This is a genomic window from Arthrobacter sp. Y3223065, from assembly GCF_059090885.1.
Genome location: NZ_JBNHGC010000001.1, coordinates 872,915 through 886,717 on the forward strand (window position 1 = coordinate 872,915; position 13,803 = coordinate 886,717).

The following is a 13,803-nucleotide window of genomic DNA, read 5'->3' on the forward strand; positions in this document are numbered from 1 at the left end:
TTAGTGGGCCTGCTGGGCCGCCTGCTGGGCCGCCTGCGGGCCAGCCGCGGGGGGCGGCGCGATCGGCAGCAGCGCCCGGCCCGCCTCGGCTACCTGCAGATGCGTCTCCCACGCTCGTCGCAGCGAGCAGAAGCGGTACCAGTGCCATCGAAGCACTTCGGGATTGGCGCGCATGGGCCGGACTTCCGTCTCACCGATCGCCACGCCCAGCAGCAGCGGATCGTCACCGTGCGCCCACGGCTCCCAGCTTCCCGTCGCGGCGTCGACCAAGGACTCCTGGGCCTTCATCCCGGCCACCAACTGCATGACCACCTTGTCGTTGAGCGCCTTGACCTGGCCGTTGCGGTCCGTGCCCTTGGTCTTGAAGTCGATCAGGCAGGTCCGCCCCCCGATCCTGGCCACGAGGTCCAGCGTGCCGGCGTATCCCACCTCCTGGTTCCAGACGGTGATCTCCGGGGCGATCGGTTCCACGCCATAGAGTTGCCACCATTCGTCGAACCTGGCGGCGAAAGCTTCTTCGCCGTTGGCCTTGAGCGCCTCCCGGGCACCCGCGACGTCGTGCTCCCTGTCCAGCGCCCGGAGCGCCACCTGTTCGCAGTAGCCGTGGACGCGGTCCCCGCGCAGCGCGGCAGCGTCCCGGTAGCGGTCCGCGGCCAGGGTCGCTTCCTTCGCCAGCGACCGCAGCCGGCCCGGGTCCCCGGCGGCTTCGGCCAGCCTGGCATCGGAGGCCAGGGAGGTGGCTGCCATGTGGGCGAACCAGCCGTCCAGCGTGGTCGGCTCCTGCGCGATCACGGTGGTGATGGAAGGAACCGACGGCGGCTCCGAGGTGGAGCGCGCGTACATCCGGCCGTTGGCGGTGGCATGCGCAAGGAGTGGTGCAGTCATAGGGAAATCTTCTCAGGTTCCACTGACCGTTCCGGTCCGCCAGCCACAGGGGCCTGTTCGAACGCGGCCGGCCCGGGCCCCGTTAACGAAAATATCCCGGCCAGGCACCGCTGCCTGGCCGGGATATTTACCGTGGTGGGCGATACTGGGTTCGAACCAGTGACCTCTTCGGTGTGAACGAAGCGCGCTACCACTGCGCCAATCGCCCGGGTTTGCTGCGGATGCGCCCGGCGCTTCCTGCAACGTCTAGAAATGCTAGCCCACAGACCCGCTGAAACAAAAATCGCGCGGGGACGAGGCTGTGGCAGTTGTCGTTTCACCCCGCCACCGGGCCGATTGGACGAAGCGGGAATCGTCCTATAGAGTTTTTACTCGTTGGAAATCACAGCGACGCCGCGGGCCGTTCGATGAACGGATCGCGGAAAAGTGATGGAAAACTTCTGCGGACGTAGCTCAGCTGGCTAGAGCACCACCTTGCCAAGGTGGATGTCGCGGGTTCGAATCCCGTCGTCCGCTCGCAAGTCACTGTTACGAGCCAGCGTCGCTGGCCGGTCCTGGCGCAACTGCGGATAGGCACGGTGGGGTGGCCGAGAGGCGAGGCAGCGGCCTGCAAAGCCGTATACGCGGGTTCGAATCCCGTCCCCACCTCGTTTGTGATGAGCAAACATCTCGTGAGAGATCACGGGCGATTGGCGCAGCGGTAGCGCGCTTCCCTGACACGGAAGAGGTCACTGGTTCGATCCCAGTATCGCCCACTGGAACGCAGTCCGGAGTGATCCGGAACCGTTTCGCGCGGACGTAGCTCAGCTGGCTAGAGCACCACCTTGCCAAGGTGGATGTCGCGGGTTCGAATCCCGTCGTCCGCTCTCTTTTCAGAGTTTCTCCAGCGGCCCGCCTCGGGCACACCGGGGCGATTGGCGCAGCGGTAGCGCGCTTCCCTGACACGGAAGAGGTCACTGGTTCGATCCCAGTATCGCCCACCATTCCACGGCTCCCCCGGCGGGAGCCTTTCTTGTTTAAGCCGTTGAGCGCTCGCGGCGCGATGCCTACGATGGACGTGCAGGGGCGAAAGGCCCCCCGTCGGAAAGGAGGTGACCGTGTCTGTATTTGACGAGCTCAAGGGCAAGGCCGGAGGACTCAAGGACAAGGCAGCCGGTCTCGTGGGATAACACTCTGGCAAGATCAAGGGTGCCGTCGGCAACGCCGGTGACTACATCGACGCCAAGACCGGCGGTAAGTATTCCAAGCAGGTAGGCGGCCTGCAGGCCAAGGCATCCGGTTTCGTCGACACGTTCGGCGACAGGGATGGCCAGGCACCGTCCGACGGGAACACCTCGTCCGCCTAGTCCTGGGCACGCCAAGGAGGGTGCCGGACCGCCGGGAGGCGGGCAGGCGCCCTTTGGTGAGGCCGCTTATTCGCCGCGCGCGCCTTGCAATCTGCCGGATCCGTCAGGGTCCGCTGTAGGCGCTGGCACTCCTTCGAGTCTGGGGATTGCTCGACCCAGTGAAACACCCTGCCGCAAGGCTCGACATCGGAACCGGCTCTAATCCGGTAAGGGGCCGGGGCCTTCCTCCACCGTCCCTCTATGCTGGGGGAACCGCAGCGGGCGGTACACGAGATCAATGGGGGTTGAACCGTGGACGACATTTCATTTCTCGGCACTATTGCCGCCGCTCTTTCCTGGATTGTCACCCTTGCGCCCCTTGCAGTGGCGATCCTCGCGGCCATCGCAGTGCGTACCTTGTTCCTGTTGAACGCCATGCTCAGGCTCCGGGTTGATCAACTCCGCTTCGAAAACCTGCGCCAGGATATCGCCGACGACGTAGCGCAATAGCCATTGGTTCGGACAGAGAAGGACGGGCCTCAGCCCGTCCCATTCCTGCGCCGCCTGCTCGGCAAACGATAGCTAACCGGGTGGGAGCCTGGAGGCCAAGGCGCGAGTGTAGCTCTCGGGATCGTTATGGGTCTGCGCCGAGACGACGAGATGCCTTGGGCTGATGCGCTTGGCGTAGTCCCCCTGATAAGGCATGACCAGGACGGTGTCCAAGCCTGTTTTCCAAGCGGCAACAAGAGCCGGCAGACAGCGGCGTTCGGGGTGTAGTTCAAGAGGGAGCATGTGGTTGGGCTGCAGCTGGATTTGCCAGTGGTTGAAGGCGTCGATGTCCACGCCATCCCAGCCGTATTCGGTTGGCCAGCCCGGAGGGAAGGCCACGTGCATCTCCTGATCGGCGCGGATTTCCGGCGTTGGATGCTGGTTCTTCTGGTCCCCCGTGTCGTACCAGGCCCAAGCTCGTTCCCAAGCCTGCTGCCAACGGGCGCCCCACTCAGTCCTGTCTGCAGTGGCAGGCGGTCGCGAGGCACCGGGCTTCGGTGCCGGGTTTAACTCCGGAATGTTGACATCCGGGGCAATGTTCCAAGCGCTACGGATGAAGAGCAGGAGCGATAAGTGGTTCGGCGCGTCTTTCACAGAGATGACCATGTCCTGCGGCCAGGGGTTATCTGGCAGGGGCTGATTGGATCTCATGAATTCCCTTTCGAGATTTTGATTCCTCGTCCGCTCCAGCTCGGGTCAGGTTAGTGTCCCACGATAGGACCGGCACAGAACCGCACAGAGCCTCCTGCACCTACTTCTCACCAAGCTCCAGATACGGAGAAGGACGGGCGTCAGCCCGTCCCGTTCCTGCGCCGGCTGTTGAGAAGCCGGCCCTAGTCTTGGTTGGCAACCGCCGGCGGCTCCACATCCTCTGTCCGCAAGAAATCCACTGCCTTGTTCCTGAGTCCGAACGCGACGGGCACAAGGGCGAGAGAGGCAAGAACCCCGAATAGCATGGCAGGCCCGCCGACGGCTGCGAAGGACCCGGCGTGTACGCAGACACCCGCGAAGATCACTCCCATGAAGATTAGGGAAAGTGCCATGACGTTGGCCCAGCCATTTGACCGAGCGGCCACAGCCCCTCCCCGCGCCGCGGCCGAAAGTAGTTGCCATGCTGCCAGCAAAGCCACCTCGAATCCGCCGATTGCAACCACGATCGCCGTGACATACGGGGGCGCCAGATACGCAACTTCGGGGTAGGCATCGGCATACTCAGCCGCGACCCGTGGAACAACCACAAGTTGAGCCAGCAGGGCGCCAAGAGCAAGCGCTCCGAGGAGAATGCGGAGGGGTGTAGCTTGCTGTGTGATCACAGCGCGATCATCGCCTTGCCTATCGTGACTGTCAACCATCCCGATGAGCTGTGTCTTGGAGGGCACGCCGCAGCGTGACCGACTCCAGCACAGCCTTGACGGTGGATGCGTGCCACGCCCTGCCCGTAGCAGTCGGGATTCCTTCCGCCGTCAGAGCTTCCGCGATCTTCCGGAGGGATAGACCGCGCTCGCGGTCGGCGTGGATCCGCAGCATGACCTCGACCGGCAGGCCGGCAGCCCTGCCCATGTGTTCCCCCTGGGCGGCTTTCTCCTGCATCGCCGCAGCCGTCCGCGCACCGATGAACTTCCGTTCGATCTCTGCAAAGTTGAGCGCCATGTTGTACATGCCAGCCCCCATGATGGTGGCTGTGTCGACTCCGAGGTCGAGACAGATGATGCGCCAACCCTGACGCTGCGAGTCGGCCAGCAGCCGGGTGCCGTCCTCCATGTTCCTGGAGAGACGATCAAGCTTGGAGACCATGAGCCCCTGGTACTTGCCTGCCTTCAGCTCTGCCAGCAGTGCCAGCATCTTCGGGCGCTTGCTGATGGTGGCCGCGCTCGCGGCCAGCTCCTCGACCAGCTCCAGTTCGTACCCCATGCGGCTGGCTTCGCGTATCAGCTCTGCACGCTGTACGCCGGGGCTGATGTCCTGCTTGTCCGTGGAGACGCGGATGTACCCAACGACGCGGATTGCCTGGTCGGCGTGGATCACTTTGGGAACCGAAGAGGTGGTGGTCATCTTCGGGGTCTCCACCCTCGGAGTATGTCAGAACGGGTGGGAGGTGCCCCCGTGCGGCGGTTGGCTTCGCCCGCCCGTACATAGCGGCCACGGAAGCGTACGGGTACTGCATCCGATGGAACGAAAGACGTGGCTCTTGGTTCGTGGTTCCTTGATCCATACAGCTTCGACAGGGGACTGCATGAATCACCGGCCCGTTTCGGCACGAGTGCTTCAGGGCGTGGCATTCGCGCTCACGGTCGCTGTTGGCCTGGTTGTCCTGCTCGTTCCCATCTACACCGTGGAGTCATTTTCGCAAGGGTCGGAGGCTCCGGATAGCCCGGTCGTGACCGAACAGCTGACCTTGCTTGCAGTCAACGGGCCGTTAATCTTCGTGCCGCTACTGATCCCGGTGATCCTGACCGGGCTTCCCCTCCTAATTCCTGGGAAGCCGTGGAGGGGTCTTTCCATCGCGGCAACGGTTCTTCTGGCAGCCTTTACCTGGATCGGTTCAGCATCCATAGGCTGGTTCTACGTGCCGGCCCTGCTCGCCTCAGTCGGCGCCCTCCTGGTCCGGCCAGAGGAAGACATACTGCGGCTTCTTGAGGCATGCCGAGCCAGCGATCCCCGGCGACAGGGGTGGGGGGTGTACTCCGGCCCCGCTCTCTCTAAATTGGCGTCTTCAGATCCGTTAGTGCCGTCAAGAAGATGATGGCGAACGCAAGTATGCACAGACCTCCGGTTAGGCACAGGGCGAGCATCATCTTTCGCTGCGGCCCGAACGGTTCCCCTTCTCGTCGGGGATGCGCAATGGCATAGACGGATGAGAGCCCAACCAGTACCAAGCCGATGATGAAAAGGATCAGCGCTTCCGGATGCATGCCCCATCCTTGCATCCCGACAGGGGGTAGCCCCCGTATCGCGGCACCCCGCGCCCACCCGTACATGGCGATCACGGAAGCGTACGGGTATTTACCGCTATAGGCGGCAGGTCCAAAGCGTAATCTCTTGCTATGACTGGCTCATGCCTATTCGAGGAGCGGGTGGAGCGGCTTCCCGCGCTACTGCCTCGCGCTTGCCTGGCGGCTGTGGCGCTGGGGGTATGCCTTAGTCTCGCTTCATGTGCCCAAGTCCAGGGCGGGGGTCTAACTACGACATCCAGCCCATCGAACGACACGCACCTCATCGTCACTAGTTGGACGAACGGAGATGACGCCATGCTTGCCCTCCTAAACGGCGTCCTCATCGTGCAGTCTGACGGTTGCGTCGGGCTGCGAACCAGCGACCCAAAGTCGAAACCAAATCTTTTGCGCTGGCCCGCCGGGACTCGCCTGTCTGAAGACGGGGAGGCAGTTGTCGGCCTATCCGGCCAGCGCTTTGACTTTGACACGCTGGTCGCGGTTGGCGGCGGCTTTGGCCTTGCCCCCGTTCCTGCCGAGTGCGATTCGGAGTTGTGGGCCGGTGTCTTTGAGGTACAGCAACCGCTGTAGGGTCGTGGTGGTTTCGGCCCGCGATCAAAGCCCGGGGGGTGGACCCTTCGGGCATCACCTGACCAAGCACCTTGGCGGGGATGCTGACCTGCCGTCGTGGTCCCCTGTCTGGGGTACTGCCCGTAGGGGTTTGTCTGTCTCTCCGTGGGTGCCTGGGCTTAGAAACGCTCCTGCAGAACCGGACACCGCAGAGGGAGCAGAGGGGCGAGGGAGGGCAGGATTCTGCCTCATTAGCTCCCCGGGGTGGGGGAACGTATCAGGCAGATGATGGTGTTGAACACCGCGTCGGTCGCGTCGGTTGCTCGGTCGTATCGTCATCAGGCGCAGGGCATTACTCCTGCACAGTGGCGGCATGTGCGCGCCCCGGCTGCGGGAGCTAGACCGCTGGTTCGCCGGCCTGGCCCTCGCGGGCCAGCGCGGTCAGGCGGGACACCGCGCGGAAGTACTTCTTCATGTAGCCGCCGGACATCATTTCCGGAGTGAACAGCTCATCGAACGGCACTCCGCTGGCGATGATCGGCACGTCCTTGTCATAGAGGCGGTCGGCCAGCACCACGAACCGCAGGGCCACCGCCTCTTCGGAGATGGTGTGCACGTTATGCCAGGCGACCGCATCCACGCCGTCGAGAAACTGCTTGTACCGGCTGGGGTGCACCCCGGCCAGGTGGTTGACGAGATCCGAGAATTCGTCGGCCGCCACCACCTTGCCATCGAAATCATGCAGCCGCCGCTTGAGTTCGTGGTCGCTGAGCGGCTGGGGAGCTGCCGGCAGCCCGCGGTGCCGGTAGTCCTCGCCGTCCACCCGGATGACATCGAACTGGTCGGACAGCACCTGGATCTCGCGCTGGAAATCGACGGCGGCAAAGCGTCCCTCCCCCAGCGAGCCCGGCAGGGTGTTTGAGGTTGCCGCAAGCCTGACTCCGGCGTCGGCCAGCTCGCGCATCAGCCGCGACATCAGAACGGTGTCGCCGGGATCATCCAGTTCAAACTCGTCGATGCACACCAAGCGGTAACTGCTCAGCGCTTCAACGGTTTTGCGGAACGACAGCGCGCCTACCAGGTTGGTGTACTCCACAAAGGTGCCAAAGGCCTTCGGGCCATCTACAGCGTGCCACAGCGAAGCGAGCAGGTGGGTCTTGCCGACACCGAACCCGCCGTCCAGGTAGACGCCGGAGTGGCCTTCCGGTTTGCCGCCGCCGAACAGCTTCTTCAAGCCCTTCGGCTTGGGCCGGTCGACCACGGCGGCAAAACGCTGCAGCGCCCTCACGGCCTCGCTCTGGGACGGCTGGGCCGGGTCCGGGCGGTAGCTGGCGAAGGACACTTCGCCAAAACGCGGCGACGGGTGCAGGACCGCCAGCAGTTCGTCCACGGACACCTTGGGCGTCCGGCGTGAAAGCTGTTCAATCTGGGGCACGTAGGCTAACCGCTGCCTTCCTGACATGGGCTTGGAGTATGCACGGCGGCCGGAATGCCGCCAGCAAAACGATACGCTACCCCGCCCGCCGGCGTCAGTCGGTGTAAGCCCCGCCACAGTCCCCGTCCCGGCGGGCCGTGGCGCTCCCGTCATCCCGCGACGCGTGGGGTGACGCCCGGAAGCTTTTGCCCGCTCCGGTGGTTAGGCTAAACAGAAGCCCCCCGGCCGTTTTGCACGGCTCCCCGCACGCTATGGAAAAGCTGCACCTCAAGGAAAGGTTTGCCATGCCCATTGCCCCCGAGCACAACGAGAAGTTTGCCGCCTACGCCAACCCCGACCGACTGGTCTCCACGCAGTGGCTGGCTGACAACCTGGGCGCCGACGGGCTGGTGGTCGTGGAGTCCGACGAAGACATCCTGCTGTACGAAACCGGGCACATTCCGGGTGCCGTAAAGATCGACTGGCACACCGACCTGAATGATCCGGACACCCGCGACTACGTGGACGGCGAACGCTTCGCCGCGCTGCTGGGTTCCAAGGGCATCAGCCGGGACACCACCGTGGTGCTCTACGGCGACAAGAGCAACTGGTGGGCCGCCTACGCCCTCTGGGTCTTCACCCTGTTTGGCCACGAAGACGTGCGGTTGTTGGACGGCGGCCGCGACAAGTGGATCGCGGAGGGCCGGGAAATGACCACCGACGCGCCGCGGCCCGCCGCGGTGACCTACCCCGTCGTCGAGCGCAACGACGCACCCATCCGCGCCTTCCTCAACGACGTGCTGGACCACTTCGGCAAGCCGCTGGTGGACGTCCGCTCCCCGGAGGAATACACCGGCGTGCGCACCACCATGCCGGCCTACCCCGAGGAAGGCGCGCTGCGCGGAGGCCACATCCCGACGGCGGCGTCCGTCCCATGGGCGCGGGCAGCGGCCGACGACGGGACGTTCCGTTCCCGCGAAGAGCTCGAAGCCATCTACCTGGACGACGCCGGGCTGAAGCCGGGCGACGATGTGGTGGCTTACTGCCGGATCGGCGAGCGGTCCAGCCACACCTGGTTCGTGCTCAAGTACCTGCTGGGCTTCGACACGGTCCGCAACTACGACGGGTCGTGGACCGAATGGGGCAATGCAGTGCGCGTGCCGATCGTCAGGGGCGCCGAGCCCGGCGGGATCCCCGCCTCGGCCCGCTAAGGAATAGCCGGCCGGCCCACAACGTTGACGTTGGCGAGCACGAAACCGCAAGAGAGAGCGCAAGTATGACCGTGACCGAGCAGACGATTCCCGAACCGCTGGCAGAAATCATCGACGACTTCCAGGCTGTCACCGAGGCCGAGCGGCTGCAGCTGCTCCTGGAGTTCTCCCGGGAGCTTCCCGAGCTGCCCGAACGCTTCGCCGGCCATCCGGAGCTGCTGGAGCAGGTGGTGGAATGCCAGTCGCCGCTCTTCCTGACGCTGGAACTGGGCGACGACCCGGACCAGGACGTGCAGATCTACTTCTCCGCCCCGCCGGAAGCTCCCACCACGCGCGGTTTCGCCGCCGTGCTGCACGAGGGGCTCAACGGGCTGCCGGCAGAACAAATCCTGGCCGTTCCCGATGATATCGCCGAGCACCTGGGCCTGACCCGCGCCATCACGCCGCTGCGGATCCGCGGCATGTCCGCCATGCTGTACCGCATCAAGCGCCTGGTCACCGAGGCACGGCACCTGCGCGCCGCCTCGGCCTGACGGTGGCCAAGCACAAGCCATCCGCCGGAACCCCCGCCACCACGCTGCTGCAGCGGGCGGGGGTTCCGCATGTGCTGCACACCTATGCCCACGACCCCTCGGCGCCCAGCTTCGGCCGCGAGGCCGCGGAGGCGTTGGGGATGGATCCCGCCCGGGTGTTCAAAACCCTGATGGCCGTCGTGGACGAATCGCTGGCGGTCGCCGTCGTGCCGGTCAGTTCCAGCCTTGACCTGAAGAAACTGGCTGCGGCCCTGCGCGGAAAGCGCGCAGCCATGGCCGACCCGCAGGTCGCCCGGCGGCGCACCGGGTATGTGCTGGGCGGAATTTCGCCGCTGGGACAGAAACATGCCAGCCCCACCGTGCTGGATTCCACCGCCAGGGACTTCGGCGCCATCCTGGTCTCCGGCGGCCGCCGCGGACTGGATATCGAAATCGCGCCGGCGGACCTGGCCGCCCTGACCGGCGCGTCCTTCGCCCCGCTCAGGGCAGATTAGCCTTACCCCACGGGACGGAGCACCCGGCTCAACCAGGACGTGACGACGCGCTCCCAGCGTTCCGGGTCCACGTTCCATTCGCGGGTATGTCCCGCCCCGCTGAAACGCTCGAACGTGACGAGCGGGTTCCTTTCGGCCAGCGCCGCCGACGGGCCGTACGGCACGAAGTCGTCGTCCTCGCTGTGCACGATCAGCGTCGGCACGCGCAGCTCGTCCGCCCGGGCCACCCAGTTCATCATCTTCAGGTCCAGCGGGGCGGCCAGGCCGGTCAGCAGCCGTCCGGCCTTGTTCGAGATCAGCCACTGCGAGAATTGCCCCACGGCATCCGGAATCCGGTTCAGCTTCGCCTGGTGGGCCAGCACATCCGTCCAGTCAATCACCGGGGCGTCCAGCACCAGCGCACGGATCCGGCTCCGGTAGCGGGACTGGTCGGCGGCCTGCAGGCTGATTGCCCCGCCCATCGACCAACCGAACAGCACCACGTCCTCCGCCCCGTTCGCCAGGGCGAACCCGATCGCCGCCTCGACGTCGCGCCATTCGGTCATGCCCAGCCCATAGCGGCGGTCCGGGGCGGAGGGGGCTTCGCCGTCGTTCCGGTAGGAGATCAGCAGCGAAGAGATGCCCAGGCCGCGGACCGACCGGACGGCGCGGATCCCCTCGGCCCGGGACGCTCCGCGGCCGTGCACCATGATGGCCCAAGTTTTCGCGTCAGCCTCGGCGCGGACCAGCCAGGCCGGCGCGATGCCGCCTTCCACCTCGATCTCCACTTCCTCATTGGCCAGCCCGACGGCGGCCGGGTCCGGGTAGGCCGCACCGCCCCACCAGCCGCGCGTGGCGGCGGCGAGGTCGCCGGCATACACCCGCTCCACCCTGCGCTGGACCGTGCCCTCCCGCGGCGAGTAGGACGTCACCTCACCCACCCGCGCCACCGAGCGTCCGCCGTCGAAATAGACGCTGTATACGCCCGGCGCGGTGGTGTCCAGGGTCGCCGGCAGGATGATTTCCTGCTCCACGCCGGATCCGACGACGGCCAGGATTTCCAGATCCTGTACATGCTCGCGGACGGGCGTGAGCACCTGGCGGGCGAAATAGGAGGCCAGCCCCGACGTCGCTCCCGCCAGCACGGATCCGGCCCCCGCCCCCGCCAAGGCACCGAGCAGCAGCCAGCGGGCACGGGGCAGCTGGCCGTCGCCGGCAGAAGTGTTCCGGCCGGACAGGTACGAACGTTCGAACACAGCCATGGCTCCATTCTTGCCGGTGCCGCTGCCCACCGCTAACCGGCGCGGCCGTCGGCGTGCCGCGTTGTTGTCCCCGGCTTGCGCTGCTGATTAGGCTGGGCGCATGACCGAAACCATCGTCGTGCTGACCGAGGAACCGCTCAATGACGCCGACCTGCAGAACTTCGGTTGGCTGGCCGGCGAGCAGACCGGCGGCGAGCAGACCACCTTCCGGGTGCTGATTCCCGAGGACACCAAGCGGAACCTGCTGTTGGATTTCGTCGAGCGGCTGAGCATGTTGGAGGTCGGCACCGCGTTCCGCGAGCTGGCGCACGGCCAGCCGAGCCCGGAGGAGGCCCGGCACGAGGCCGACGAGGCCAGGCGCATCTCCGCCAGGCTGCTGGCGGAAGCGGGCTTCAACGCCACGGTGGACATCGTTGAGGACGACGGAGTGTCCGCCCTGGTCAAGTACGTCGGGGAACATCCGGCAGACCGGGCGGTGGTCATCACCCGGCCGCATTCCATTTCCGATACCTTCCATACCGACTGGGCCAACCGGGCGCAGGACAAGCTGGGCATTCCCGTCCTGCACCTGTACTCGGGCTCGGGATACATTGGCGACTCGTGAGCGTTGGAGAGAGTATGAGCAACACAGAGGCCGGGCAGTTCCCGGTGACCAAGACCGACGATGAATGGCGGCAGGAGCTGAGCCCGGAGGAATACCATGTGCTCCGCGAGGCCGGCACGGAGCGGCCGTACACCGGCGAATACTGGGATACCCATACCGAGGGTGTCTACAGCTGCCGCGCCTGCGGGGCCGAGTTGTTTACCAGCAAGGAGAAGTTCGACTCGCACTGCGGCTGGCCGTCCTTCTGGGCGCCGCTGGCCGAAGGCACCGTGCGCTACCTGCGGGATTCGGCCCTGGGCATGGAGCGGATCGAGGTCCGCTGCGCCAGCTGCGACTCGCACCTTGGGCACGTGTTCGAGGGCGAGGGCTACGGGACCCCCACCGACCAGCGCTACTGCATCAACTCGGTGTCCCTGACCCTGAAGGACACGCAGTAGCTTTTTCGTACCGCCACCCGCAGCGCTTGAGGCGCTTCCACGTTTCAGCATGATTGAGCCCGGCCAGCACGAGCCGGGCTTAATCATTTTCGGCCGCCGCGGCACCGAGCATTACAGTTGCTTACCTGTTGCCGGTTTTGAAATAAGTATGGCTGTTGCGTTGCTACGCTCGCTACATATTCCACTCGAGGCGCCGGGACCCGCCGGCACGACGGAAAGGCGAGGCGACGATGACCATCACCCCCACCCGCAGCAACTCCAGCGCTGCCGTGCACGGCAACCCGGCGCAGCACCCGGCCTGGCTGCGTTTGAAGGAGGCAGCCACCGCGCTGCGCGCACTCCAGATCCACGACGGCTCCGTTCCGGACGACGGCAACAAACCCGCTGCCGCCCGGCACACCGACGTGATCATCGACGCCATCGGCCAACTGGCCCCATTGTTCGAACACGACGCCGACTACCTGGACAAACTGGCCGCGGATTTCCGCCGCTGGCGCGAGGGCGGATTCGGCGTCCCGGACTTCCTGGACTCGCTCCTGGCGTTCCAGCCGCAGCAGCACCGGGTCAACGGCCTGCGGCACCTGGTGGTCTTCCCCATGTACACGCAAAACGGCAGCAGCGACCGGTTGGTCGAAGCCGTACTGATCGAAGTCATCTGGCCGGACTTCATCGGCGAACTGGAATCGGGCTCCTACTCCAACAAGCTGTTCGTGCCCATCCGGTTCCTGGACTTCACGGCCGGCTACGACACCAACTCGGCCGTGCTCTTCCCGGAGACCGTGGCCGTGCGGGAAACCCCCGCCTTCACCTGGGGCGCCATCTTCGCCGACCGGGAGGCCGCCCGGTTCCGCAAAGTGGTCCGCGCAGCCGCCGAGATCACCTCGCTGGAACTGCCGGACGAGGCTGCCGCCCTGCTCGACGACCAGCAGCTGACGCAGGAAACCTTTGTCATGTGGGACCTGATCCACGACCGCACGCACATGCGCGGCGACCTGCCCTTCGATCCGTTCATGATCAAGCAGCGGATGCCCTACTTCCTGTACTCGCTGGAGGAACTGCGCTGCGACCTGACCGCCTTCCGCGAGTCGGTGCGCCTGGCCCAGGACGCCACCGCGTCCGATCAGGTCCGCAAGCACGCCCGGCTGGTGCAGTACGCGGTGATCTTCGACCGGATCTTCCGCTTCGCCATCACCGGCAACCGGGTGCGCAACTACGACGGCCTCGGCGGCCAGCTGCTGTTCGCCTGGCTGCACCAGCACCGGGTGCTGCACTGGACGGACGGCAAGCTCTCCATCGACTGGGACAACGTCGCGGACGCCGTCGTCGCCCTGGGCGGCGAAATCGAGGACCTGTACTGGCGCTCCATCGACCGGCCCAAGGTGGCCCACTGGCTGGCCGCCTACGAGATGCTGACCAGGACGCTGACCCCGCACCCGGCCTCGGTCTGGGCCAAGGGCCCCGATGCCCTGCCGCTGACCGGGCTGCCGCGCGAGGTCACCGACCAGGTCATGGACGACGAGTTCCCGCTGTCGATGTTCTACGAGGCCCTCTCGCGGAAGATGAAGCCGGTGATCGAATCCACCTCGGGGATCACCGGAGAGTCGGCCTGA

At 65.6% G+C, this 13,803-nt stretch carries 15 protein-coding genes and 6 tRNA genes; 13 read left to right on the plus strand and 8 right to left on the minus strand.

Annotated elements, in window-relative coordinates; all coding sequences use genetic code 11:
* Positions 1-885 carry a cytochrome gene (locus AC5RUK_RS04010; RefSeq protein WP_494151437.1) on the minus strand — a complete coding sequence of 295 codons (885 nt, stop codon included), beginning with the start codon at positions 883-885 and terminating at the stop codon, positions 1-3.
* A 133-nt stretch (positions 886-1,018) separates the two neighbouring features.
* Positions 1,019-1,093: transfer RNA gene (locus tag AC5RUK_RS04015), tRNA-Val, on the minus strand.
* Positions 1,094-1,327: 234 nt separating this feature from the next.
* Between AC5RUK_RS04015 and AC5RUK_RS04020 the strand changes: the two genes are divergently transcribed.
* From AC5RUK_RS04020 to AC5RUK_RS04050, 7 genes are all read left to right on the plus strand, one after another.
* Positions 1,328-1,401 (plus strand) — tRNA-Gly (locus AC5RUK_RS04020).
* Positions 1,402-1,462: 61 nt separating this feature from the next.
* Positions 1,463-1,533: transfer RNA gene (locus AC5RUK_RS04025), tRNA-Cys, on the plus strand.
* 35 nt (positions 1,534-1,568) lie between these two features.
* A tRNA-Val gene (locus AC5RUK_RS04030) sits at positions 1,569-1,640 on the plus strand.
* Positions 1,641-1,677: 37 nt separating this feature from the next.
* Positions 1,678-1,751 (plus strand) — tRNA-Gly (locus AC5RUK_RS04035).
* A 42-nt stretch (positions 1,752-1,793) separates the two neighbouring features.
* Positions 1,794-1,868 (plus strand) — tRNA-Val (locus AC5RUK_RS04040).
* 198 nt (positions 1,869-2,066) lie between these two features.
* Positions 2,067-2,231, plus strand: coding sequence for an Rv0909 family putative TA system antitoxin (locus AC5RUK_RS04045; protein WP_494151539.1), 165 nt, complete (start codon positions 2,067-2,069; stop codon positions 2,229-2,231).
* A gap of 291 nt (positions 2,232-2,522) precedes the next feature.
* Complete coding sequence (locus AC5RUK_RS04050) at positions 2,523-2,720, plus strand: hypothetical protein (RefSeq protein WP_493987379.1); 198 nt, start codon at positions 2,523-2,525, stop codon at positions 2,718-2,720.
* 72 nt (positions 2,721-2,792) lie between these two features.
* Here AC5RUK_RS04050 and AC5RUK_RS04055 read toward each other — a convergent pair whose 3' ends face one another.
* The 5 genes from AC5RUK_RS04055 to zapE form a co-directional block, all read right to left on the minus strand.
* Entirely contained in the window at positions 2,793-3,410 is a 618-nt protein-coding gene (locus AC5RUK_RS04055; RefSeq protein ID WP_493987380.1) for a hypothetical protein, read from the minus strand.
* Between the two features lie 182 nt (positions 3,411-3,592).
* Complete coding sequence (locus tag AC5RUK_RS04060) at positions 3,593-4,072, minus strand: DUF2975 domain-containing protein (protein WP_493987381.1); 480 nt, start codon at positions 4,070-4,072, stop codon at positions 3,593-3,595.
* Positions 4,073-4,103: 31 nt separating this feature from the next.
* Positions 4,104-4,826 carry a recombinase family protein gene (locus AC5RUK_RS04065; RefSeq protein ID WP_494108751.1) on the minus strand — a complete coding sequence of 241 codons (723 nt, stop codon included), beginning with the start codon at positions 4,824-4,826 and terminating at the stop codon, positions 4,104-4,106.
* Positions 4,827-5,458: 632 nt separating this feature from the next.
* Positions 5,459-5,671: a hypothetical protein gene (locus tag AC5RUK_RS04070; RefSeq protein ID WP_493987383.1), complete on the minus strand. Its 213-nt coding sequence runs from the start codon at positions 5,669-5,671 to the stop codon at positions 5,459-5,461.
* Positions 5,672-6,656: 985 nt separating this feature from the next.
* A complete protein-coding gene (gene zapE, locus AC5RUK_RS04075) occupies positions 6,657-7,694 on the minus strand; it encodes a cell division protein ZapE (RefSeq protein ID WP_494151438.1) in 1,038 nt (345 codons plus the stop codon).
* A gap of 284 nt (positions 7,695-7,978) precedes the next feature.
* Here zapE and AC5RUK_RS04080 point away from each other — a divergent pair, with 284 nt between their 5' ends.
* From AC5RUK_RS04080 to ybaK, 3 genes are all read left to right on the plus strand, one after another.
* Positions 7,979-8,884: a sulfurtransferase gene (locus AC5RUK_RS04080; RefSeq protein ID WP_493987385.1), complete on the plus strand. Its 906-nt coding sequence runs from the start codon at positions 7,979-7,981 to the stop codon at positions 8,882-8,884.
* A gap of 65 nt (positions 8,885-8,949) precedes the next feature.
* Positions 8,950-9,417 (plus strand): SufE family protein, encoded by a 468-nt coding sequence (locus AC5RUK_RS04085; RefSeq protein ID WP_493987386.1) that lies wholly within the window; start codon positions 8,950-8,952, stop codon positions 9,415-9,417.
* A 2-nt stretch (positions 9,418-9,419) separates the two neighbouring features.
* The gene (gene ybaK, locus AC5RUK_RS04090) at positions 9,420-9,911 is read left to right on the plus strand and encodes a Cys-tRNA(Pro) deacylase (RefSeq protein WP_493987387.1); all 492 of its coding nucleotides are present in this window, start codon (positions 9,420-9,422) and stop codon (positions 9,909-9,911) included.
* A gap of 2 nt (positions 9,912-9,913) precedes the next feature.
* Here ybaK and AC5RUK_RS04095 read toward each other — a convergent pair whose 3' ends face one another.
* Positions 9,914-11,152, minus strand: coding sequence for an alpha/beta hydrolase family protein (locus tag AC5RUK_RS04095; RefSeq protein ID WP_494151439.1), 1,239 nt, complete (start codon positions 11,150-11,152; stop codon positions 9,914-9,916).
* A gap of 100 nt (positions 11,153-11,252) precedes the next feature.
* Between AC5RUK_RS04095 and AC5RUK_RS04100 the strand changes: the two genes are divergently transcribed.
* The 3 genes from AC5RUK_RS04100 to AC5RUK_RS04110 all read left to right on the plus strand — a co-directional run bounded on the left by AC5RUK_RS04100 (position 11,253) and on the right by AC5RUK_RS04110 (position 13,803).
* Positions 11,253-11,756 (plus strand): hypothetical protein, encoded by a 504-nt coding sequence (locus AC5RUK_RS04100; RefSeq protein ID WP_494151440.1) that lies wholly within the window; start codon positions 11,253-11,255, stop codon positions 11,754-11,756.
* Between the two features lie 14 nt (positions 11,757-11,770).
* The gene (msrB, locus tag AC5RUK_RS04105; RefSeq protein ID WP_494151441.1) at positions 11,771-12,193 is read left to right on the plus strand and encodes a peptide-methionine (R)-S-oxide reductase MsrB; all 423 of its coding nucleotides are present in this window, start codon (positions 11,771-11,773) and stop codon (positions 12,191-12,193) included.
* Between the two features lie 230 nt (positions 12,194-12,423).
* A complete protein-coding gene (locus AC5RUK_RS04110; RefSeq protein WP_494151442.1) occupies positions 12,424-13,803 on the plus strand; it encodes a DUF6421 family protein in 1,380 nt (459 codons plus the stop codon).

What these genes read in the sequence shown, in the direction of transcription:
- AC5RUK_RS04080 (WP_493987385.1), top strand. Translation starts at nt 7,979, where the DNA reads ATGCCCATTGCCCCCGAGCACAACGAGAAGTTTGCCGCCTACGCCAAC.
- AC5RUK_RS04010 (WP_494151437.1), bottom strand. Translation starts at nt 885, where the DNA reads ATGACTGCACCACTCCTTGCGCATGCCACCGCCAACGGCCGGATGTAC.
- AC5RUK_RS04100 (WP_494151440.1), top strand. Translation starts at nt 11,253, where the DNA reads ATGACCGAAACCATCGTCGTGCTGACCGAGGAACCGCTCAATGACGCC.
- AC5RUK_RS04095 (WP_494151439.1), bottom strand. Translation starts at nt 11,152, where the DNA reads ATGGCTGTGTTCGAACGTTCGTACCTGTCCGGCCGGAACACTTCTGCC.
- AC5RUK_RS04070 (WP_493987383.1), bottom strand. Translation starts at nt 5,671, where the DNA reads ATGCATCCGGAAGCGCTGATCCTTTTCATCATCGGCTTGGTACTGGTT.
- AC5RUK_RS04110 (WP_494151442.1), top strand. Translation starts at nt 12,424, where the DNA reads ATGACCATCACCCCCACCCGCAGCAACTCCAGCGCTGCCGTGCACGGC.
- msrB (WP_494151441.1), top strand. Translation starts at nt 11,771, where the DNA reads ATGAGCAACACAGAGGCCGGGCAGTTCCCGGTGACCAAGACCGACGAT.
- AC5RUK_RS04085 (WP_493987386.1), top strand. Translation starts at nt 8,950, where the DNA reads ATGACCGTGACCGAGCAGACGATTCCCGAACCGCTGGCAGAAATCATC.
- AC5RUK_RS04055 (WP_493987380.1), bottom strand. Translation starts at nt 3,410, where the DNA reads ATGAGATCCAATCAGCCCCTGCCAGATAACCCCTGGCCGCAGGACATG.